Here is a 20,403-nt window from a genome sequence, read left to right as displayed (position 1 = left end):
TGCTCGCTTGTTTTTATGGAACGTTGTGCGGGTTGAGGAGCGCAGCAAAGACGGAGAGGAGCGGGCAATGTTAGTCCGGATGCGTCCCCAAGCGGATAGGCACGCAGTGCAGGAGGTGGTGAGGACGTTGCAAGATGCTGGATACGACGTCCTCCAGCTCCATCGTGGTGGACCGTCGGTCATTGGGGTAAATGGACGACCAATTGCGCCTGACCTGCCTGAGCAACTTCATCGGCTTCCAGCGGTCGAGGCTGTGGTGCAGGTCGATCGCCCCTATCGTCTGGCCGCGCGGGACGCTCGGCCTTCTGGCTCAACGGTTCGCGTGGGCGATGTCATCTTTGGCGGTCCAGAGCCTGTCATTATTGCTGGCCCATGCACGGTGGAGAGCCGTGAGCAGCTTCTCCGTGCAGCTGAGGCGGTTCGTGCTGCTGGTGCCCACCTCTTGCGTGGCGGCGCATTTAAGCCGCGCACCTCTCCCTATAGCTTCCAGGGGCTTGGAGAAGAAGGCCTTCGCCTCCTCGCTGAGGCACGCGAGGTGACAGGCTTGCCGATCGTCACCGAAGTCCTCGATACCGAACATGTCGAACTGGTCGCTGCTTATGCCGATATGCTACAGATCGGCGCCCGCAATATGATGAACTTTGCGCTCCTCAAGAAAGTTGCGAAGACGGGCAAGCCCGTCCTGCTCAAGCGCGGCTTTGCTGCAACGGTTGAGGAATGGCTCCTCTCCGCAGAGTATCTGCTTGCCGGTGGAAACGACCAGGTCGTCCTGTGTGAGCGCGGCGTGCGTGGCTTTGATCCAGCTACACGCTTCATGCTCGATCTCAATGCCGTCCCGCTTGTGCGCCAGCTCAGTCATCTTCCGGTCATCGTCGATCCAAGTCATGGAACCGGCCGTCGCGAACTCGTGGAGCCGATGGCTCTGGCGGCGCTTGCGGCTGGCGCTCATGGCTTGATCATCGAGGCACAACCTGATCCCGAGCATGCCCTTGTTGACGGCCGCCAGACGATTACACCCGAGACGCTAGCGACGATCGTTCGCCGAGCGCGCGCGTTGCAGGCCGCCTTACAGGAGGCAGTTGCCGTCGCCGACTAGTGCGCTAGGTTCTAAAGTGATCACGTAGCGCGTGCGCAAGCTGCTCACGCCACAGCGTCTGCTGCTGGACTGAGACATCAGGGCGGCCCAGTAGCAGGCTCATCAGTCGCGCGGTCACGAACGTGCCCAGGGCATTGGGCATGTTGGGAGCATGTTCAGCGTACGCTGCGAGGAAGATATTGGCGAACTGGATCAGTTCAGCATCACCAAGTGGTGCGTGTGCTGTCCCGACAAGGAGGCTGGCAACGTCCCAGGTCGGGTCAAAAATCATTGCGCGTTCCCAGCCATAGAATGTGTGCAGTTCGTCGATGTCAGCAAGACGAATGTCGTTCGGCGTAAGGTCGCCGAGGCAGAGCGCAAGCTGACCAGTCGGCGGCATATGTGCTTCGAGCCAGTCAGCTGCCCGGCGGAGTAGCGCGTCCTCGGCATGGCTCGTGCGTGCTCGCTCGATGAGTGATGCGATTCCCGTGCCAACAAGAGTCTCGTATGACGTGCCTTCATCAGCTTCGGCCTGTGGCAGGGGCAACGCGTGGAGATGGGCAAGTGCGCGGGCAACGGTCAACGCGAGCGCGCTACGCTCCCAGGGATGCTTGAGTTGCGTCAAGATCTCAAGGAGGCCAGGGTATTCAGGGGCGGCAAAGAGTGCAAGGCCAGATTCAATGTCAAGCGCATGGAGGGTGGCGATTGGGATACCGGTCGTGTGGAAGAACTGCTCGAGTGCCGGCAGCATCGTCCGGGTGTGGGGTGATAACGACCGCCCAACGAATCGCGTCCAGCGTGGTGGTGCTGTCGCTGGCCAGGCGACGTCGATATGCCACTCTTGTCCGAGTCCAGGACGATCTGTTGCCTGCACGCTCAGCAACTGTGTCGCGCCGTCATTCGTCTGCTCAAGCAACCGGCGCCATTGCGCCCAATCGACCATGCTCCGGCTCCTCATATCTCTTCCGCTAACCATACCAGAAGTGCCCACATCCCCTGTTACACTTTCCGCACTGAGCAGGTGTGCGCGGAGGTTAGCAGATGAGCGAGCACCACTGGCAACAAGTCATGCGCGAGGCTCTCGGAGAGGTCTGGACGAGCGACGAAGCCTATCGAACGCTTTGGACACTCTGCGATGAGTTTGGTCACCGCTTTGGTGGCAGTGCAAGTGAACACGCGGCAGCAGCGTATCTCGAGGAGGCGTTCCGGCGTCTTGGACTACGTGTCTGGCGTGAAACGTTCCCAGTCTATAGCTGGGAGCGCGGTGAGTGTTTCTTCGCCCTTGCAGCGCCGGTCGAACGCAGTTTCAGCGCCATCGCCTTGCCGTATACTGGTGTCGCTGACATCGAAGCGCCGATTGTTGATGCAGGCGCCGGTGAAGCCGATGACTTTGCACGGCTTGGGCAAGCAGCTCGTGGCGCAATGGTGCTTGTCGATGCCGAACGCGACATCCTGGGACAGACGTCAAGCCACCGAACGGACAAGTACCGCCGTGCTGTTGAAGCTGGGGCAGTTGCCTGCCTCTTCACGAATCGTAATCCCGGCCAGCTCCATATCACTGGCGCACTCTACGCCCGAAATCCTGGTGGCCCGACCCCGCTTGACCACACCGCACCGATTCCCGGCCTTGGCCTCACCTACGAGGCTGGTGAGGCGCTCCGCCGCCTTGCCGTTCGTGGCCCCCTCCGCGGACGCATCCGCACACGCAACCGCGTGTTTCGCTCGCTCGCGCATAACATTGTTGCGGAGTTGCCAGGCGCTGAACGTGCCAATGAGATCATTCTGCTCGGTGCCCACTACGACGGCCATGACATCGCGCAAGGCGCGCTCGATAACGCTGCTGGTACCGCTGTGTTGCTTGCCACTGCACGCGCACTTGCTCCCTTCGCTGGTCGGCTGCCACGCACGCTGCGCTTCGTCTGCTTTGCCTGTGAAGAATTGGGCTTACTCGGTTCGTGGCGACATGCCGAAAGCTACCAAACGGCCGATGGCCCCCGGCTTGTCTTTATGCTCAATCTCGATGGCGCTGGTCGTGGCCAGGGCGGATCTGAGTTGCTGACTGTTGCTGGTGATGAAGAGGTGGCTCGGGCCTTTACAGGACTAGCTCATCACTGGCACGGAGCCTTTGCGGTTCGCGATGCGATCTCAGCGCATTCTGATCATTTCCCCTTTTTCCTGGCAGGTTATCCGGTTGCAACACTCCAGAGCCGTGATGCAACACGGGGCATGATTGGGCGTGGCTGGGGACATACCGAAGCAGATACTGTCGATAAAGTGACACTGACTGGCTTGCGCTCGAGTGCGGCTGTTACTGTCCAGCTTGCGCTCTGGTTGGCCACGACGGAGCACGTGCCGGGGGGACGCCGTTCTCCTGAGGCGATTCGTACCTTGCTTGAGACATCTGGTCTTGGGGATGCTTTGTCTCATCATTGGGGGCGGGCAAACCGAGCTGATCTTGCGCCAGGCGCAGTGTAGGCAAGGGCCCTCTGTCAATGCGAGTCCTCTTCGTGACACCGCTGCTCCCGGTGCCACCAGACAATGGGGGCGCACAGCGTATTTTCGGCCTGATCCAGCAAGTGCGTCAGGATCATCATGTCACTGTCCTCAGCCTCGTTGGGCCAGGCGACGATGTTTCCGAAGCTGAGCGCATGCTTGGTCGGCTGATCGCCGTGCCAGTCGCGTGGACGGCGCGCCAGCCTCCGAATGCGGCGCGCCGCCGCGCTCAGCTGCGTTCCCTCGTCTCATTACACTCAACACAACGACGGCTGATGGCTCCCCCAGCGCTCCAGAGCGCACTGGATAGCCTCCTTGCTAGGGAATCGTTCGACGTTATGCAATGCGAATTTGCTCCGCTCGGACTGCTTCGCACGCCAACCACCATTCCCCGCATCCTTGATGCGCACAACATTGAGCATGACCTGTTGCGCCAGATCGCTCGGCAGGCGCCGCTTTTGCGCCAGCTGTTTAACATGCTGGAATGGCGTAAACTCGCCCGCGAGGAGCGAGCCGCCTGGCGCCAAGCGACGCATTGCCTTGCAACATCAGAGGCGGATGCTGCGACGATCCGCGCAAGCGTTGCAACACCAGTAAGCGTGATTCCCAACGGAGTTGATCTTACAGCCTTACCCTTTATCCCACTGTCACTCGGCAAGCCGGAACGGCTTGTTTTCGTTGGGACGCTGCGGTACTGGCCAAATGTTGAAGGGGTAACCTGGTTGCTTCAACAGGTGCTGCCACGCGTGCGAGCAGCCATCCCAAGCGTTGAAGTAACACTGGTCGGTTCTGATCCGCCGCCTGCACTCCAAGCGCTTGCGCGAGCAGCGAGTGTGCGGCTAACCGGCCGGGTGCCCGAGGTAACGCCCTGGATTGCCCGTGCTGGCGTCGTTGTCGTGCCGCTGCGGAGTGGGGGTGGCACTCGGCTGAAAATCTTGGAGGCCTTTGCGCTTGGTCGCCCGGTTGTTTCGACGTCGATTGGCGCTGCTGGCTTGGACGTGCGCGACGGTCAGCACCTGCTGCTTGCTGATACGCCTGAAGCGTTTGCTGACGCAATTGTCCGCCTGATTCGTGATGCCTCGTTACGCTCGCAACTCGTCGCTGCTGCCCGGCAGCTTGTGGTGGAGCGCTATGACTGGGCAAGAATCGGCGCACAATATCGCGATCTACTCGCTCATGCCGTAGCACAGTCAACGACTCGCTCGAACTAAACTCTTCCGTCCGTCATGGTCGCCCGGAGAGTGCAAAACGTGACACGGTAATTGGATGAGGGAAGCTACGCTCAGTTGCTGCGCTGCGAAATAGTGGGTGGAGTGTAGATCCAGCCTTCTGCTGCGACAGCAGCGTCAGGCGGCGTGAGATGGTCACGGACGCACCATGCCGTGATTGCGGCAACCACGCTGTCAAGCGCGTCGCCATGTCGGTCAGCAAGCATCTTATCGGCAACGGATTGTGGAATGCGTATCCCATACGCAGTGAGCTCGGCCTGGATCCTTGCGCGTTGTTCTTGAGCGTCTCCTCCAGTTCCCTTGTATCCTCGCGCACGAATGCCGAGTTGGCGAAGCGTGATTGCTGGGCACACCTCGATGAGCCAAGGCTTGCCTGGATGCCGTGGCTGAAAGGGCAAAACACATGCTGCACCACTCAGGACAAGTGGCGCAAGGATCAGCCGAATACCGTAATACGTCTGCCGGTACAGTCGCAGGTTACCCGGGGCAAAGGGAGCGCGTGCGAGCTGGTCAGTAACGCGACGTAATTCTCGCCCATTCGCTGTGCAGGCAGCGCGCAGCATTGCCGGTGTTGTGAATCGGCCGGAAAATGTGCGGCAGAATTCGACATAATCAAGCATGTTCAGAGCCGCTCGTGGCAGGCTGAAAGGGAAATCGCAACCAATCAGGCAAGGCCCTTGGCGAGCAATCCAGCGTGCCAATGCCGTGAGTGCCTGCTCGCGAGCGATGCTGCTATCGGGCAGAGCTGAGGCAGGCCAGCATGCTTGCACGTGGAGAGAAGCTCCTGTTGCCTCGGCGATGCAGATCCAACAGTGTCGTCCCGCGTCACGAGCGCCGCTGAAATCGATGCCGACAAACCTGGTCAGTTGATGGGCGTACGTCATTGCTCCTCTCGTACGATGCCGTTTGCTGTAAGGAGGCGGGGGAGTGAGGCGAAGGCAGGCGAAAGTGCGCCACGGAGGACGCCAGTCACGAGTGGCTCCAGGTCAAGCTGCTGACCATTGGGGAAGGTGAGCACTGGCCAGTTTCGCGTTGGTAGTTGTTCCCAGTGCCCGCCGAATGCGCGGCGGAGGGTCTCGCCAACATAAGTGAGCGTCGCCCCGACGTAGCCTTGCAGATCAAGCGGTTCAGCTCCGCCATAGACCATGGCGATCTGCACCCATTCATCGAGCACGCTGTCGAGTCGGGCGAGCGACGCAAGTGAGAAGTCGAACTGCTCCCCAGACTGCGCGTGTAGGGCGTCAGCAAAGGAGATGGCAAGGCTAGGAAGTGCATCGATCGGGAGAACCTGGTTACGCTCGTCCATCCTCAATACTCCTCACCCACCTAGAGTGTAGCGGGATGCCACGATAGGAACAGCCGAGTGTTGCGCCTGGGACTAAGCCCTGGCAGGATCACACACTGGAATGCTGGAAGCATGAACGGGGATAGCCCGCTGTATGGCTGGCAATTCCTCGTTTAGCCCGTTTCAGCACGGCAAATGATGAAAGGGGAAGCGTGTGAAAAACACATTGTCCTATCCACAACGAAGCGTCCTTTCGACACCTGGCTCACGGCCAGACATGATCGAGAAGGCCCTTCGCAGTGACGCCGATGTCGTTTTTCTCGACCTGGAAGATGCAGTCGCGCCCCAGGCTAAAGCAGAAGCGCGACGGCACGTCATAACGGCTCTGCTTGAGGCTGATTGGCGTAGCCGACCACGGGTGATCCGGATCAATGGCGTTGATACGCCTTGGTGCTACCGTGATCTCGTTGACATTGTTGAGGCAGCTGGATCTGTGCTTGACGTCGTTATCGTGCCAAAGGTTCGGAGCGCTGCCGACATTGTGTTTGTTGATACGCTCCTTCAGCAGCTTGAGCAGGCGATCAATCGGCATGAGCCGATCCAGCTTGAGGTCCAAATCGAAACCGCAGCCGGCGTCATGCACTGCGATCAGATCGCGCAAGCGAGTTCTCGCCTGATCTCGCTTATCTGGGGGCCAGGTGACTACGCAGCCTCAGTCGGCATCCCTGCTCGGGCGATTGGAACCACAGACGACTGGGATACGCATTATCCTGGCCATCGCTTCCACTATCCGATGCATCGCATCCTCGTTGCTGCCCGAGCAACTGGCCTACGCGCGATTGACGGCCCGTATGCCGATTTCCGCGATGCTGACGGATTGCGTCACTCTTGCCTTATCGCTCGGGCACTTGGCTATGATGGCAAATGGTGTATTCACCCGGCGCAGATCCCCATCGTCAATGAGGCATTTACCCCAACGGAGGACGAGGTGCGTTGGGCCCAGGAAGTGCTCGATGCATACTCGGCTTCGCAACGAGCCGGTGTAGGAGCCGTTGCCCTCGGCGCAACGATGCTTGACGCCGCGAGCCTGCGGATGGCGCAGAGCTTGCTGCTCCGCGCTCGCGCTGCAGGCATCGTCCAGTAAAACACGCTTGCGGTTTTCCTCTTTCCGTGCTACGCTCCGGCTATACCGGAGTGGTGTGGCGTTTGGCGCACTGAGGGCATACGAGAAGCGATGACGATTGACCTGCGGCTGGTCCTGCTCATCGGCTGCTGCGCGCTGTTGCTCTTAACAATTGAAGTCGCTGAAGACGCGCTTGAGGAACATTGGCCACGTGTGCGGCCTGTGAACGGGTGGGCGCAAAGTCGAAGCGTGCGAGGTTTATGGGACTGGCTCGGCCTCCTCGTTTTCCCTGGGTTGGTGCTCCTCATTTTGAATCTTGCCGAACTTCTTCTTGTCCGATCAGGGCAGTCGCCATCCCAAATCCTGGGAGGCCTTTTTGTTTTGGCGGGATGGAGCATGTACATTCTGGCGTTAACGCGAGTTGCTGGTCTTACCCGCTATTTTGAGGAGAGCGGCCCAGTACTCCCCATCGCTGCTGGCGCGCTCTTGGTTGTCGGTGACTTGCTGTTATTGGTTTCTGGCCTGGGCCTCTTGCCCGATGCTCTTGCTCATCTACCGCATTAAGGATGCGGCAGCGTCGAATCTTCCCCCTGGATGCCTCGACCGTTCTCAGCCCAGTGCGCACCGATGAGCGTTGGGACAGACTCAGCAGGATCAAGATAGTACGTTAAGCTCTGCAACGCACTCGTTGGATCAATTTCTCGCACCCAAATGCCGGCTGGGAGGCGCAGGACCGCTGGCGCATAGTTCAGAATGGCCCGCACGCCGCCAGCAACGAGCTGATCCGCGACTTCCTGCGCTGCATCAGCCGGCACCGCAATAATGCCGATACGGATGCCCAGCTCACGAACTACTGGCGTAATGTGATCGGGCGGAAGGACAACAATGCCGTCAACGACTTGGCCGATATGCTCGGGGTTTTTAGCAAAAATGGCCGCGATGCGGAATCCATTCTCGGCAAAGCCACGGTAATGGGCGATTGCCTGGCCAAGATGGCCAAACCCGACAAGGGCGACATCCCATGTACGGTCAAGGTGCAAAATGCGGGCGATTTCGGCAGCAAGTGCAGCAACGGGATAACCCTTCCCTTGCTTGCCGAAGCGACCAAAAAAGGAGAGGTCACGGCGAATTTGGGCTGCTGTTACGCCAAGTTCGGCTGCAAGTTCCTCCGAAGAAAGTGTCCGCACACCGCTAGCGGCAAGCCGCCGGAGGACACGCAAGTAGAGCGGCAATCGACGGATAACAACATCAGGAATAGCCCCGTTCTTCACGGGTTGGCGTCACACTCCTTTCGCCGCACTTGCCGAACACAGCATATCTGATAACCAGCTAGCCCAATCCTAGCGCGGCGAACACGGGATTGTCAAGAAAATCCTGACACGACTCCAGCGTGCTAGCCGTGGTAGCGATTGGCGATCGGTAATCGGCGATCACGTCCAAAGGCTCGCGGAGTCAGTTTGACGCCAGGGGCTGCTTGTCGTCGCTTGTATTCAGCATGATCAACCATGCGAATGACACGGGCGACCGTATCCGGATCGAAACCAGCCGCAACTAACGCATCCGGGCTCGCGTCGTGTTCGACATAGAGCTCGAGCAGTGGATCAAGAATCTGATATGGCGGCAAGCTGTCCTCGTCCTTCTGTCCCGGGCGCAACTCAGCGGTTGGCGGCTTGGTCAGCACGCGCTCTGGAATGACGGGGGAGATGCTGTTACGGTAATGGGCAAGCGCGTAGACAAGCTGTTTCGGTACATCCTTCAGGACAGCGAACCCGCCGGCCATATCGCCGTAGAGCGTGGCATACCCGCAGGCCAACTCTGACTTGTTCCCAGTCGTTAGGACAATGGGCCCAAAGCGGTTGGAATACGTCATGAGAATCGTGCCGCGAATCCGTGATTGGAGATTCTCATCGGCAAGATCTGGCTGCTCTGGTTGGTTCCCCAGTGGCGCAAGGATCGAGCGGAAGGCTTGGTGCACTGGATCAATCGGCACGATGGCAAAATGGATGCCAAGGGCACGTGCAAGCTGTTCAGCATCTTCAATACTCGCCTGGGAGGTATACCGACTCGGCATACTCAAGCCCGTGACGTTCTGTGGGCCGAGCGCGTCAGCAGCGATGCAGGCCGTCAGCGACGAGTCGATCCCACCGGACAAACCAACCAGCGCGGTGTGGAACCCTGTCTTACGTGTATAGTCGCGGACGCCGACGACGAGTGCTCGATAGACCTCAGCAATGCCATCGAGGGGTGCACGTGGCTGTCGATAGCATTCGGCTAACGGCGGCAATGGGTGCTCGGGCAGTGATATCGGCACGGTGATGTCGTGGACGGGGAGCGTTGCTGGATGCTCGCTGAGTGCAAGCCAGCGACGCCGGGGATCGTGAAGCCAGCTTGAGAGAACTGCTGTCACTGGGAGATCAACAATAACCATGTCTTCGTCAAACGATGCACCCCGTGCAAGGACCTGGCCATCTGGACTCAGCACTAGCGAGTTGCCATCAAAGACAAGTTCATCTTGGCCACCAACCATATTGACGTAGGCCAGATAACATCCAGCATCGCTGGCTCGTGTCCGGAGCATCGTCTCGCGTTGCTGCCACTTGCCGCGATGATACGGTGAACCATTGATATTAATCAGGAGATCAATACCAGCGGTCGCTAAGCTGCTCCCAGGCCCGACGGGGTACCAAAGATCTTCGCAAATGGTGACACCAAATCGCAATTCTCCCCAACGGAATCGGTAGGTCTGCTTGCCTCGAGCAAAATAGCGATCTTCGTCAAATACCCCGTACGTTGGGAGATGGTGTTTTGGGACAACGGCCAAGAGCTCTCCATTGGCAAAGACGGCCGCGCCATTGTACAGTACGCCATCTTCAACCCACGGTGTGCCAACAATGAGTACACAGTTAGCCGAGAGCGGCCGTACCTCTTCGAGTGCCTGACGCGCAGCTTCAATAAAGCTCACCTTGAGCAGGAGATCTTCCGGTGGATAACCTGTAAGGACCAGTTCAGGGAAGGCAATAATAGCCGCATGTTGGGCACGTGCCTCAGCAACTGCTTCGCGAATTCGGGCGACATTCCCAGCAAAGTCACCGACAGTAGGATTCACTTGGGCTAGAGCAATACGCCACAGGTCATTTGGAGCCATTCTCGTGCCTGCGCCTTTCCCGCCATGCCGCCCAGTATCTCGGGCAGAGTATAGCAGGCCTGTTCTTCGCTTCTTCGACAGCAGGTTCCAGGCAGTGCAGCAAGACCACCTGGAACCTGCTCCCATTGCAGGAGGCACCTCGCAAGCAGTTGCTGTTTTGCTGCTCGCGGATGTTGTCGTTTAGCTAGCCCCAGACTGCCCGTGCTGTCCGCACCACCAGCTCGAGCTTCTGACGTTGAATCTCCGGCGTAATTCGATTGCCCTCCCACGTCGAAGCAAAGCCACACTGCGGACTCAAGGCCATGCGCTCAAGCGGGAAGAACTTTGCCGCTTCGTGAATGCGCTGTTCGAGTTGCTCTTGCGTCTCAAGCTCTGCCTTCTTTGTCGAAACGAGACCAAGCACGACAACGCGATCTTCCGGCACCATCCGTAACGGCTCGAACGTGCCCGAACGCGGGTCATCGTACTCAAGCAGAAAGCGGTGGAACTTGGTCCGTTGAAAGATCTTCTCGGCAATCGGGTCATAGCCGCCGCTCGCGTAGAACAGACTCTGGTTGTTCCCCCGGCAGATATGGAGGCCGAACGTAATGCCCTGTTTATCGAAGCCGTCCATCACGGCGTTATCAAGTTCAATGGCCTCGTCAATCAGGCGATCGGGATCAATACCGCGTTGCCGATAGTTCTCCCGGATTTCCGGATCAAGCAACGCGGCATATCGAGGAGCGTCGAACTGGATGTAGGTGCAACCAAGACGCACCAGCTCAGCAATTTCGCGTCGCAGGATATCGACGAGATCAGCAAGATAGCTTTCGAGTGTCGGATAGGCTCCGGTTGAAAGCTCTTTATCCCAGTAGGCAGCTGCTTGCATGGCATCAATAAGCGTGACTTTTGCTGGGTGGGTAGTTCGTGCGCGAACATAGGTGAACTCTTCGGCGCACATGCTCCGGCGCCAGCGCAGTTTGTCAACGACGACCGGGCCGCGGAAGACATACTGCTGCTGACCACTCTGGTCATGGAAAATAACCGGACGGCCGCCGCTCTTCTCGAATCCATCGAGCGAGTCAATCAAGTGGCCGAAGAAGGCGTACCGCCGTTGCTCACCATCAGTCAAGACGTCGATGCCGACGTCTTCTTGGAGCTTGATTGCTTCGTCAACGGCGCGATCTTCTATCCGCTTGAATTCCGCCGGTGAAAGTTCCCCCGCTTCATAGCGCTGGCGTGCTTCAGTAAGGTACGCCGGGCGCAAGAGACTGCCAACGACGTCACTCCGATATGGAACACTCACGGTTGTTGCCTCCTCCTTGACCACACCCCGAGCTGCTTTGCGCTACTAACTATCGCACATCGCTGCCCAATGGACGATGGCTCCAACAGGTCAGCAATGGTTCCGTACAATTGTCAGCGAGGAAATACGATGGAGTACGATGCTTGCTGAGCTAGCTATCCGCAACTTGGCGATCATCCGTGACCTGCGGCTTGCTTTCGCACCAGGCTTGAACGCACTCACTGGTGAAACTGGTGCAGGTAAGTCGATCATTATTGACGCCCTGAGCGTTGCCCTTGGCGCTCGTGCTTCGGCAGACCTTGTTCGTGCTGGCGCAAGCAAGGCCTGGGTTGAAGCGGTCTTTGATGTTGCTGCACTGGCAACGCGGCCGCGCTTTCAAGCCGTGCTCAATGAGCTCGAAATCGAGCCGGAAGAGGGGCTGTTGGTCTTGACGCGTGAGGTAAGTGCATCAGGGCGTAGCCTTGCGCGTGTCAACGGTCGCACTGTTCCACTTGCGACCGTCGCTGCACTTGGGCGAGTACTTGTCGATATCCACGGACAGACCGACCACCTGTCGTTGCTGCGACCGGAGACACAGCTAGAAATTCTCGATCGCTACGCGGGCGCGGAAGAGCTCCGCAGCGCGCTTGCTGCCAGTGTCCAACAATATCGTCACATTCGCCGCCAAATGCAAGAACTCGTACGCGCTGAACGTGAACGCGAGCAACGCATCGACGCGCTCCGGTTTCAACTCCAGGAAATCACCGCGGCGCAACTCTCCCCCGGAGAGGAGGAAACGCTCCTGCAGGAGCGAGCGCGGCTCCTCAACGCCGAGCGGCTCGCTGGGCTAGCCCACGAGATCTACGGCCTACTCGAGGCAGGAGAAGGCGGAACTGCTAGCGCACTTGACGCGCTGCGGTTGGCTGCGAGCCGGTTGGCTGAACTGACTCGGCTTGATCCGTCCCAAGCACATCTCCTGTCCCAGCTCGAAGAAGCTCGCTATGCGCTTGAGGATCTTGCGCAGACGATCCGCGACTATGGCGAGCAACTTGAAGCTGATCCTGACCGTCTCGCTGCTGTCGAAGATCGCCTACAACGCATCAAACTGTTGAAGCGCAAATATGGCGATACGATTCCTGAGATTCTGTCCTACGCCGAGCGCGTGGCTCGTGAGCTGCAAACGCTTGAGCACAGCACTGAAACGATCGAGCACCTTCAAGAAACGTTGCGTGCCTTGCTTGCAACCATTCGGGAACAGGCCGATGCTCTGACTGCTCGGCGTCGTGCTGCGGCAGAGCAGCTTGAACAGCAGGTAGCGGAAACACTCGCGGCATTGAACCTTGCACGAGCACGTTTTGTTGTCGCTCTCGAGCCATTGGCTGGTGAATCCGATCACACGGGACGGCTGGGAATCGACGAGTTTGGACAGGAGCGAGTCGAATTCTTGTTGGCAGCCAATGCCGGGCAAGAGCCTCGTCCGCTTGCCCGGGTAGCCTCGGGCGGTGAGATGGCGCGCATTTTGCTCGCGTTGAAGACGGTGCTGTCAGAAGCTGACGCAACCCCGACGCTCGTGTTCGACGAGGTTGACGTTGGCGTTGGTGGACGGAGCGGCCAAGTCGTTGGCGAGCAGCTCTGGCGCCTTGCCCAGCACCACCAGGTGCTGGTTATTAGCCACCTCCCGCAAGTCGCCGCATTTGCTGATCAGCATTTCCGAATTATCAAAGTCGACGTGGATGGCATCACGGAGACACAAGTCCTACCGCTCAACCAGGATGAACGGATTAATGAACTTGCAGCAATGCTCGACGGGCTCCCTGTAACACCACAGGCGCGGGCGAACGCCGAGGCGCTCTATCAGCGTGTTCAGACCCGTAAAGCCGAACTTGCCCTTACGCCAGTGCGTCAGGTGACGTAGCTGTCTTCCCCAAGGACGGTTCTGCAGTCTCTGCGAGCATCCGCGTTAGGAACTCCAATACAGCTTGTGCCATGGCAAGCCGAAACAGTGCGACAATGCGTGCTGCCCCTTGACTCTCTTTGGCTCGTTGCTCCAGGTGCTGCACGATTGGAGCAAGAACCTGCTGTTGGGCCTGCAACAGTGGACGGATATCTCGGCCAGCACGCTGCAGCAGTACGAGCTTGAGGAGTAACGCGGCACGCATATCGCGGACGTGTGCTACTGGCTGCACCAGCCAGGCTTCAACTGCTTCGTGCCCAGCTGGCGTGAGGACCATAATGGTGCGCCGCGGACCGCGTTTGCCTGGTTCCTCTCGTTGGGCAGTGATGAGTCCGAGCGCGTGTAAGCGATCAAGCGCGTGGTAGACCAATGGTCGAGGTGCTGTCCACACCCAGCCAAGCTCACTGCCAGGGGCAAGTGCGCGGGCAAGGTCAAACCCATGGGTTGGCCGCTCAGCGAGCAAGCAAAGCACTGCCCACTCTGTAAGGGAGAGCTGTGGCAACGCCATGCACTTTCCCTCCCCGCCTCCTGGGGTCATCCTCGCGCTGGGATCTTAACAGCTCAGCATCGACATGGCGAGCACGCGCGAATAGTCATCTCTTGACTAAATCACGGTGGCGGCGTATACTGAATAGTGTCAAATTGACTACCCAGGCAATCCGCATATCCGGTGTGTCTACGTACCCGGAGCTTGCAAGAAAGGAAGGGGACGATGGCCGGCAAAAAGATTCTCATGATTGTCGGAGACTACGCTGAAGACTCTGAAGTGATGGTTCCCTTCCAGGCACTCCAGGCTGTTGGCCACACGGTCCATGCAGTCTGTCCGAACAAGCGCGCTGGCGATCGTGTACCGACAGCCATTCATGACTTTGAGGGCGACCAGACCTATACCGAGAAGCGCGGGCACAACTTTACGCTCAACGCGACCTTTAACGATATTGATCCGGCTGAGTATGATGCTTTGGTCTTGCCTGGTGGTCGAGCTCCTGAATATCTCCGGCTGAACCCTCGCGTGCTTGAGATTGTGCGGCACTTTGTGCAGCACGACAAGCCCGTCGCAGCCGTCTGCCATGGCGTTCAGCTGTTAACCGCTGCGGATGTAGTACGCGGGCGACGCATCAACGGCTATCCGACAGTTGAGCCGGAAGTACGTGCCGCAGGGGGCGAATGGGTTGAGCTAGCCTGGGATCAGGCGGTAACTGATGGCAACCTCGTGACTGCTCCAGCTTGGTCAGCTCATGTTGCTTGGCTCGCAGCTTTTCTTCACCTCCTTGAGTCTGTCCCCGCATCAACTCCAGCTATCTCATCGTGATCTGACGGTGGTCTCAACGCGAAGGGAGGTGAGCCTGCTCGTGCATCAGGATGTGTCGTTGCTTGGTGGAAGGTCGTAGTATCCGCTGGCCCTTGGCAGATTGGAGGGATCCGCATGGTACAGTCGGTTGCCCCGCAACGCAGCGTTCTTGAGTTTGCCGATTCGCGCGTTCGCGAGTGGGTCGCCAAACCCCATCGTATGCTGATTGGAGGCCAGTGGGTCGAGGCTGCCTCCGGCGAGACATTCCCCGTCTATGACCCAGCTACTGGCGAAATCATCGCGCACGTGCCATCTGGTGATGCACCGGACATCGATCGGGCGGTTGCAGCAGCACGGCAGGCATTCGAGCACGGTCCTTGGCCCAAGCTGACACCGTCTGATCGCGGAAAGCTGCTGTGGAAGCTTGCTGAGCTGGTTGAACAGCATGCTGAAGAGTTTGCGCAACTTGAAGGGCTTGATAACGGCAAGCCTGTCCAGATCGCTCGTGCTGCTGATGTACCGCTTGCTGTTGACCTCTTTCGCTATATGGCCGGCTGGGCGACAAAGATCGAGGGCGAGACGATTCCCATCTCTGTTCCGGTTGCCGGTGTAGAGGGGACGCGCTTTTTTGCCTACACGCGCCGTGAGCCAGTTGGGGTTGTTGGGCAAATTATTCCTTGGAACTTCCCGCTGCTCATGGCTGCTTGGAAGCTTGGCCCCGCTCTGGCTGCTGGCTGCACGGTGGTGTTAAAGCCAGCTGAGCAAACCCCACTGTCAGCACTGCGACTTGGCGAGCTGGTGCAGGAGGCTGGCTTCCCGGATGGTGTCGTCAACATTGTGCCAGGGTATGGTGAAAAAGCTGGCGCAGCGCTTGCTGCCCATCCTGGCGTTGACAAAGTTGCCTTTACTGGCTCGACCGAAGTCGGCAAACTCATTGTCCAGGCCGCTGCCGGCAACCTCAAGCGTGTAACCCTTGAGTTGGGCGGCAAGTCACCAGCGATTGTCTTTGACGATGCCGATCTTGACATAACGATTCCTGGTGTTGCCCAAGCCATTTTCTTCAACCACGGACAGTGCTGCTGCGCCGGTTCACGTCTCTACGTCAACAAGAAGGTTTTCGATACCGTTGTTGAGGGCGTTGCAAACGAAGCCAAGAAGATTCGCCTCGGTCATGCCTTTGACCCTGAGGCGACGATGGGCCCGCTCGTCTCCCAGGAACAATTGGAGCGTGTTTCCGGCTATGTCCAGATCGGCCAGCAGGAAGGGTGGCGGCCGATCGTCGGTGGACAGCGCTATGGGAACCGTGGCTACTTCTTCATGCCAACCGTGCTCGTTGGCGAGAATGAGTCCTCACGGGTCGTGCAAGAAGAAATCTTTGGACCAGTATTGTGCGCAGCGCCCTTTGATGATCTTGATGATCTGTTGCGTCGAGCCAATGACACGATCTACGGCCTCGCAGCGAGCGTGTGGACGCGCGATATCCGGAAAGCCCACACAATCGCCCACGGGTTGCGTGATGGTACCGTCTGGATCAATTGCCACAACGTCTTTGATGCAGCGTTGCCCTTTGGTGGGTATAAGCAATCAGGCTGGGGCCGTGAGATGGGCCACCACGTCTTGCAAAACTACACCGAGGTCAAAGCTGTGGTGGTGGCGCTCTAACGTTTGCCTATCCCATTCCGCTCCTACGCTGGTGTTGGGCACGGGTATGGCCCGTGCCCACATCTTCTTCAGTCGTGTCATCCCCTGCGCGTTTTCCTGCTCAACCGGTATACTGCAGCGGAGTCGTGATGGTCGTTTGTCAAAGGAGCGAGAGATGCAGCCAAACATGCGCCTGCTGCAGCAAATGCAAGCCCGCTTAGCGCAAATCCAGCAGGAGTTGGCCGAATCCACGGTCGAAGGGACTGCTGGTGGCGGTGCAGTGCGCGTTGTCGTCAATGGGCTCCGCGCTGTCCAACAGATCCATATTGACCCCGGCGTTGTTGATCCACAGGATGTCGGCATGCTTGAGGATCTCATTCTCGCCGCGCTCAACGATGCCATGAAGCGGGCTGAAGAGCTTGCCTCGTCGAAACTCGGTGCGCTCGCTGGGGGGTTACAACTCCCTGGCCTTTTCCCGTAGTGATCGTATCATTGCGCAATGGTGCATCGACCGGGCTGGAACCTGCTCCAGCCCGGTTTGCTCCAGGACGGTGGGAAGTGGAAGGGAATGCCCAATGATGCGCTTTGCTGTCATGATTGAAGGTCAGGAGGCTGTAACGTGGGAGCGGTGGTTACGCATTGTCGATGCGACGGAAGCCCTTGGCTTTGATTCGCTCTGGCGCTCAGATCACCTGTGGTCTGTCATTGGCATGCCTGAACGTGAGACCCTTGCGCTCTGGCCATCGCTCGCAGCAGTCGCGTTGCGTACGCAGCGCATTGCTTTTGGCCAGCTCGTTTCACCGACAACCTTTCGCCACCCGGTTGAGCTTGCGCAAAATGCTGTCGCCCTTGATCATCTCTCGGGAGGGCGATACTGGCTTGGTCTTGGTGCGGGTTGGAATGTACCAGAACACTCGGCCTTTGGCTTTCCGTTACCTCCCGTCAGTGAGCGGATGGATCGCCTTGCGGAAGCGATTGACGTTATTCTCCAACTCTGGACCGGTGAGCCGGTGACATACACCGGTCGCTTCTTCCAACTCGAACGCGCGCAAATGCGGCCAACGCCTCGCAACGGCCGCGTCCCGATTGTCATTGGCGGTGGTGGGGAGCGACGACTGCTGCGCCTTGTTGCGCAGGCGGCAGACGAATGGAACACAACGAGCATCACGGTTGAGCAGTATCCTGCCAAGGTTGCTGCCCTTGAGGCGCATTGCCGCGCTGTAGGGCGTGATCCGTCCTCGATAGCGCGCTCCTGGATGGTTGGTTATCTTGTTGGCCGCGATCAGGGCGAGTTACGTGAGCGTGCGCGCTGGCTTCAACGGTGGCTACGATTGCCTGAGACATTCACTCCTGACGAGGTCATCGCACGACAGCGTGAGCGCGGCTGGATCGTTGGCACGCCCAAAGAGGTTATTGACCAGATTGCTGAGCGCGAAGCACTCGGCATTAGCCGAATCATGCTCCAGACTTACGATCTCGATGACCTCTCGCCACTCGAGCTCATTGCGCGCGAGGTGATGCCAGCCTTCCAATCAGCATGAAGGTCGGCGTTTCGCATCCAGAGCGCCGCGTAGCCTTACCCTGCCCGTGTGCTTGCGCGGCGCTCTAAGTCTTCAAGAACCTGCAGCGCGCAGTTTCGCCCCGGCGCGCCAAAAACGGCGCCGCCTGGCCATGCCCCTGAGCCGCAAAGGTAGAGCCGTTCCACTGGTGATTCATATCCGCTATAGCCCGGGACTGGCCGGAAGCAAAACATCTGGTCAGGCAGGATCTCCCCATGGAAGATGTTGCCGCCGCTGATGCCCATCGTTGCTTCGATATCCCGTGGCCCAAGCACCCGCACATGCTCGAGAATGTCCCAGAGGTTCGGCGCATAGTGGGCAAAGGTCTTCAGAATTGTTTGACCAATGTCGTCTTTCCGACTCTCCCAGTTGCCGTCAGCCAAGTCATAGGGCGCATATTGGACGTAGAGTGAGAGGGTATGGCGTCCTGCCGGTGCGAGACCTTCTTCCGTCGCACTCTGGATGTAACAATCCATGAACGGTTCAGCCGAAGGCCGGCCATGCTTGCAATCCTCCCAGGCCCGCTCGAGGTAATCGACCGATGGGTTAATCACAATACCGCCAGTATGTTGTGGCCCGACGGCTGTTCCAGGGCAGCACGTGAAGTTTGGCAGTCCCCGCAGGCCGAGAAGGACTTTGACGACCGAGCCTTTCGTGCGGAGTCGGCTGATACCCTCGACAAAATCCGATGGCAAGTGGCGCCGGTCAACAAGCTTGAGGAACGTGTGGTGTGGATCAGCATTCGACAGAATGGCATCAGCCGTAAACCGCCGTCCATCCTCAAGCCGGACGCCACGAGCGACTCCATCGTGGACGTCGATTTCGGCGACCGGCGCATCGGTCAGAATCGTTGCGCCATGGGCGGTTGCCGAGCGCGCTGCAGCTTCGGCAATCATGCCCATGCCTCCACGGACAAATCCCCATGCTCCCTGGTGCCCGTGAATCTGCCCGAGAAGGTGATGGAACTTCACGTACGCTGTGCCCGGGCTGTAAGGCCCAGCGTTGACGCCAATCACGCCGCCAGTACACAGTGGTGCTTTGATCTCCTCAGATTCAAAGAAACGATCAAGGACCTCAGCGATGCTACTGAAGAAGAGGGTCCGAAAATCCTCCATACCCTGTGGCCCACGAAAACACGCTGCAAGTTCATCGAGCGTTGGCGCTGGGCGGAGATACAGAGGGCGAACGCGCGCAATGAGCCTATTCCACATTGCCCAGTAGTCATCCCAACGCTCAGCGTCACGACGTGAGAACTTGCGCAGTTCTTCTTGCGTCTTCCGTTCATCAAGGAACACCATGAGGAAGCGTCCATCGGGGAAGGGAACGAAGTATTGTGGATCAAAAGGCCGGACTTGATAGCCGTACCGTGTGAGTTCGAGGTCACGCACAACTTCCGGGAGAAGCAAGCTGCAGACATAGGAGCAGGTAGAGAGCCGGTAGCCTGGGAAGTGCTCTTCGGTTACCGTCGCGCCTCCGATGACCGACCGTCGCTCAAGGACGAGCACGCGCTTGCGAGCACGTGCCAAGTAGCCTGCGGCGATCAGGCCGTTGTGTCCGCTGCCGATGATAATGGCATCGTAGTGGGTACTCATGCACACCCTCCATGGTGATCGATCATTGTTGTCTGGATCATGCGGGAAGTTGCGCAAGCAAGCAAGAGCTGAAAGTGAACGTGCCGGCTAATCAGCCGGCACGTTCACTGCGGGGTAGTGGAAGACTACTAAACGGGGGACTACTTGCCTTCAAGCTGGCGGATGTACGTCACAAGTGCCCAGCGCTCCTGTGGAGTAAGTAGCTTGCCGAAGGCTGGCATGTTAGTGAGTCCGCCTGGGTACTGGATTTGATTATTTGGTGACGTATAGCCGTTCGTCAGTACCCAGTACAGTTCGCCGTCGGTGAGGCTGGCCACTGCTTGATCAGTCAAATTTGCTGGGGGAACAGCGCCCTGGCGTGCTTTCCAAATAGCTGCCAGCGGTCCATTGCCCTGTCCCTGTGGGCCGTGGCAAGCGACACAATTCGTTTGATAGAGCTGCTGGCCTAGCTTGCGCGCGTTGGGGTCGTTGGCCAGCGGATTTTGCAAGTTCTTGGCCTCATCACGTGTGTACGCGATTTCGCCACCCGTGATCGGCACCGCACTTGCGGGTGAATCAAGCCGGGGTGGTTCCTGGAAGCGCCAGGACTTCTGATAGTGCATCTCACTGAAGAAGTCGATGGGGTAGGTATTGGTTGAGTCGCAGGCTGCCGCAACCAGTAGCCCGAGGCTCAGCAGGGCGAACCCAAGCCACCAGCGTCGCGTTGCCTGTCGGATCCCCTTCAGCATCATCGCTACCCTTCCGCCGCCTGC

19 protein-coding genes are annotated in these 20,403 nt (G+C 58.6%); 10 read left to right on the top strand and 9 right to left on the bottom strand.

Features of this window, described 5'->3' with window-relative positions; all coding sequences use genetic code 11:
- The first annotated feature begins 67 nt into the window (after positions 1–67).
- Positions 68–1,096 carry a 3-deoxy-7-phosphoheptulonate synthase gene (aroF, locus tag N675_RS12795; RefSeq protein ID WP_038040449.1) on the top strand — a complete coding sequence of 343 codons (1,029 nt, stop codon included), beginning with the start codon at positions 68–70 and terminating at the stop codon, positions 1,094–1,096.
- Positions 1,097–1,100: 4 nt separating this feature from the next.
- On the opposite strand, the gene N675_RS12790 is transcribed toward aroF, so the two are convergent.
- Complete coding sequence (locus tag N675_RS12790; protein ID WP_038040448.1) at positions 1,101–2,018, bottom strand: phosphotransferase family protein; 918 nt, start codon at positions 2,016–2,018, stop codon at positions 1,101–1,103.
- 98 nt (positions 2,019–2,116) lie between these two features.
- Here N675_RS12790 and N675_RS12785 point away from each other — a divergent pair, with 98 nt between their 5' ends.
- Both N675_RS12785 and N675_RS12780 read left to right on the top strand, forming a co-directional pair.
- Positions 2,117–3,550, top strand: coding sequence for a M28 family peptidase (locus tag N675_RS12785; protein ID WP_051914745.1), 1,434 nt, complete (start codon positions 2,117–2,119; stop codon positions 3,548–3,550).
- Between the two features lie 17 nt (positions 3,551–3,567).
- A complete protein-coding gene (locus tag N675_RS12780; RefSeq protein WP_051914744.1) occupies positions 3,568–4,779 on the top strand; it encodes a glycosyltransferase family 4 protein in 1,212 nt (403 codons plus the stop codon).
- A gap of 71 nt (positions 4,780–4,850) precedes the next feature.
- Here the strand turns inward: N675_RS12780 and N675_RS12775 are convergent, their stop codons facing one another.
- Together N675_RS12775 and N675_RS12770 are read right to left on the bottom strand one after the other, a co-directional pair.
- Positions 4,851–5,681, bottom strand: coding sequence for a DUF429 domain-containing protein (locus N675_RS12775; protein ID WP_038040447.1), 831 nt, complete (start codon positions 5,679–5,681; stop codon positions 4,851–4,853).
- Entirely contained in the window at positions 5,678–6,103 is a 426-nt protein-coding gene (locus N675_RS12770) for a hypothetical protein (protein WP_038040446.1), read from the bottom strand. The genes N675_RS12775 and N675_RS12770 overlap by 4 nt, the downstream gene beginning before the upstream one ends.
- A 193-nt stretch (positions 6,104–6,296) precedes the next feature.
- Between N675_RS12770 and N675_RS12765 the strand changes: the two genes are divergently transcribed.
- The gene (locus N675_RS12765; RefSeq protein ID WP_231578043.1) at positions 6,297–7,226 is read left to right on the top strand and encodes an HpcH/HpaI aldolase/citrate lyase family protein; all 930 of its coding nucleotides are present in this window, start codon (positions 6,297–6,299) and stop codon (positions 7,224–7,226) included.
- Between the two features lie 90 nt (positions 7,227–7,316).
- Complete coding sequence (locus tag N675_RS12760) at positions 7,317–7,769, top strand: hypothetical protein (RefSeq protein ID WP_038040445.1); 453 nt, start codon at positions 7,317–7,319, stop codon at positions 7,767–7,769.
- Here N675_RS12760 and N675_RS12755 read toward each other — a convergent pair.
- The 3 genes from N675_RS12755 to N675_RS12745 form a co-directional block, all read right to left on the bottom strand.
- Complete coding sequence (locus N675_RS12755; protein WP_051914743.1) at positions 7,766–8,476, bottom strand: redox-sensing transcriptional repressor Rex; 711 nt, start codon at positions 8,474–8,476, stop codon at positions 7,766–7,768. The genes N675_RS12760 and N675_RS12755 overlap by 4 nt on opposite strands.
- A 122-nt stretch (positions 8,477–8,598) precedes the next feature.
- On the bottom strand, positions 8,599–10,350 hold the full coding sequence (locus tag N675_RS12750) for an NAD+ synthase (RefSeq protein ID WP_038040443.1): 1,752 nt from the start codon (positions 10,348–10,350) through the stop codon (positions 8,599–8,601).
- 184 nt (positions 10,351–10,534) lie between these two features.
- Positions 10,535–11,635 (bottom strand): cobalamin-independent methionine synthase II family protein, encoded by a 1,101-nt coding sequence (locus tag N675_RS12745; protein ID WP_038040900.1) that lies wholly within the window; start codon positions 11,633–11,635, stop codon positions 10,535–10,537.
- 139 nt (positions 11,636–11,774) lie between these two features.
- Between N675_RS12745 and recN the strand changes: the two genes are divergently transcribed.
- Entirely contained in the window at positions 11,775–13,529 is a 1,755-nt protein-coding gene (recN, locus tag N675_RS12740) for a DNA repair protein RecN (protein ID WP_038040442.1), read from the top strand.
- Here the strand turns inward: recN and N675_RS12735 are convergent.
- Entirely contained in the window at positions 13,504–14,076 is a 573-nt protein-coding gene (locus N675_RS12735) for a PadR family transcriptional regulator (protein WP_038040441.1), read from the bottom strand. The genes recN and N675_RS12735 overlap by 26 nt on opposite strands.
- A 204-nt stretch (positions 14,077–14,280) precedes the next feature.
- On the opposite strand from N675_RS12735, the gene N675_RS12730 reads away from it, so the two are divergent.
- The 4 genes from N675_RS12730 to N675_RS12715 all read left to right on the top strand — a co-directional run bounded on the left by N675_RS12730 (position 14,281) and on the right by N675_RS12715 (position 18,041).
- Positions 14,281–14,880, top strand: a complete 600-nt coding sequence (locus tag N675_RS12730; protein ID WP_038040439.1) for a DJ-1/PfpI family protein — start codon at positions 14,281–14,283, stop codon at positions 14,878–14,880.
- Positions 14,881–14,994: 114 nt separating this feature from the next.
- Entirely contained in the window at positions 14,995–16,521 is a 1,527-nt protein-coding gene (locus N675_RS12725; RefSeq protein ID WP_038040437.1) for an aldehyde dehydrogenase family protein, read from the top strand.
- Between the two features lie 154 nt (positions 16,522–16,675).
- The gene (locus N675_RS12720; RefSeq protein ID WP_038040434.1) at positions 16,676–16,981 is read left to right on the top strand and encodes a YbaB/EbfC family nucleoid-associated protein; all 306 of its coding nucleotides are present in this window, start codon (positions 16,676–16,678) and stop codon (positions 16,979–16,981) included.
- A 94-nt stretch (positions 16,982–17,075) separates the two neighbouring features.
- Positions 17,076–18,041: a TIGR03560 family F420-dependent LLM class oxidoreductase gene (locus N675_RS12715; protein WP_038040432.1), complete on the top strand. Its 966-nt coding sequence runs from the start codon at positions 17,076–17,078 to the stop codon at positions 18,039–18,041.
- A 35-nt stretch (positions 18,042–18,076) separates the two neighbouring features.
- On the opposite strand, the gene N675_RS12710 is transcribed toward N675_RS12715, so the two are convergent.
- Positions 18,077–19,651 (bottom strand): phytoene desaturase family protein, encoded by a 1,575-nt coding sequence (locus tag N675_RS12710; RefSeq protein WP_038040430.1) that lies wholly within the window; start codon positions 19,649–19,651, stop codon positions 18,077–18,079.
- 140 nt (positions 19,652–19,791) lie between these two features.
- Positions 19,792–20,382, bottom strand: coding sequence for a c-type cytochrome (locus tag N675_RS12705; RefSeq protein WP_038040427.1), 591 nt, complete (start codon positions 20,380–20,382; stop codon positions 19,792–19,794).
- Between the last annotated feature and the right edge of the window lie 21 nt (positions 20,383–20,403).

This window comes from Thermorudis peleae, from assembly GCF_000744775.1.
GTDB classification, from domain to species: domain Bacteria; phylum Chloroflexota; class Chloroflexia; order Thermomicrobiales; family Thermomicrobiaceae; genus Thermorudis; species Thermorudis peleae.
The sequence above is the reverse complement of the archived record's forward strand: the minus strand, read 5'-3'. Positions and strand labels throughout refer to the sequence as shown.

Excerpts from the sequence above, each read along its gene's own strand:
- N675_RS12775 (WP_038040447.1), bottom strand. The coding sequence starts at position 5,681 with ATGACGTACGCCCATCAACTGACCAGGTTTGTCGGCATCGATTTCAGC.
- N675_RS12780 (WP_051914744.1), top strand. The coding sequence starts at position 3,568 with ATGCGAGTCCTCTTCGTGACACCGCTGCTCCCGGTGCCACCAGACAAT.
- recN (WP_038040442.1), top strand. The coding sequence starts at position 11,775 with ATGCTTGCTGAGCTAGCTATCCGCAACTTGGCGATCATCCGTGACCTG.
- N675_RS12730 (WP_038040439.1), top strand. The coding sequence starts at position 14,281 with ATGGCCGGCAAAAAGATTCTCATGATTGTCGGAGACTACGCTGAAGAC.
- N675_RS12790 (WP_038040448.1), bottom strand. The coding sequence starts at position 2,018 with ATGGTCGATTGGGCGCAATGGCGCCGGTTGCTTGAGCAGACGAATGAC.
- N675_RS12720 (WP_038040434.1), top strand. The coding sequence starts at position 16,676 with ATGCAGCCAAACATGCGCCTGCTGCAGCAAATGCAAGCCCGCTTAGCG.
- N675_RS12735 (WP_038040441.1), bottom strand. The coding sequence starts at position 14,076 with ATGGCGTTGCCACAGCTCTCCCTTACAGAGTGGGCAGTGCTTTGCTTG.
- N675_RS12785 (WP_051914745.1), top strand. The coding sequence starts at position 2,117 with ATGAGCGAGCACCACTGGCAACAAGTCATGCGCGAGGCTCTCGGAGAG.
- N675_RS12725 (WP_038040437.1), top strand. The coding sequence starts at position 14,995 with ATGGTACAGTCGGTTGCCCCGCAACGCAGCGTTCTTGAGTTTGCCGAT.
- N675_RS12715 (WP_038040432.1), top strand. The coding sequence starts at position 17,076 with ATGATGCGCTTTGCTGTCATGATTGAAGGTCAGGAGGCTGTAACGTGG.
- N675_RS12710 (WP_038040430.1), bottom strand. The coding sequence starts at position 19,651 with ATGAGTACCCACTACGATGCCATTATCATCGGCAGCGGACACAACGGC.
- N675_RS12760 (WP_038040445.1), top strand. The coding sequence starts at position 7,317 with ATGACGATTGACCTGCGGCTGGTCCTGCTCATCGGCTGCTGCGCGCTG.
- N675_RS12770 (WP_038040446.1), bottom strand. The coding sequence starts at position 6,103 with ATGGACGAGCGTAACCAGGTTCTCCCGATCGATGCACTTCCTAGCCTT.
- N675_RS12750 (WP_038040443.1), bottom strand. The coding sequence starts at position 10,350 with ATGGCTCCAAATGACCTGTGGCGTATTGCTCTAGCCCAAGTGAATCCT.
- N675_RS12705 (WP_038040427.1), bottom strand. The coding sequence starts at position 20,382 with ATGATGCTGAAGGGGATCCGACAGGCAACGCGACGCTGGTGGCTTGGG.
- aroF (WP_038040449.1), top strand. The coding sequence starts at position 68 with ATGTTAGTCCGGATGCGTCCCCAAGCGGATAGGCACGCAGTGCAGGAG.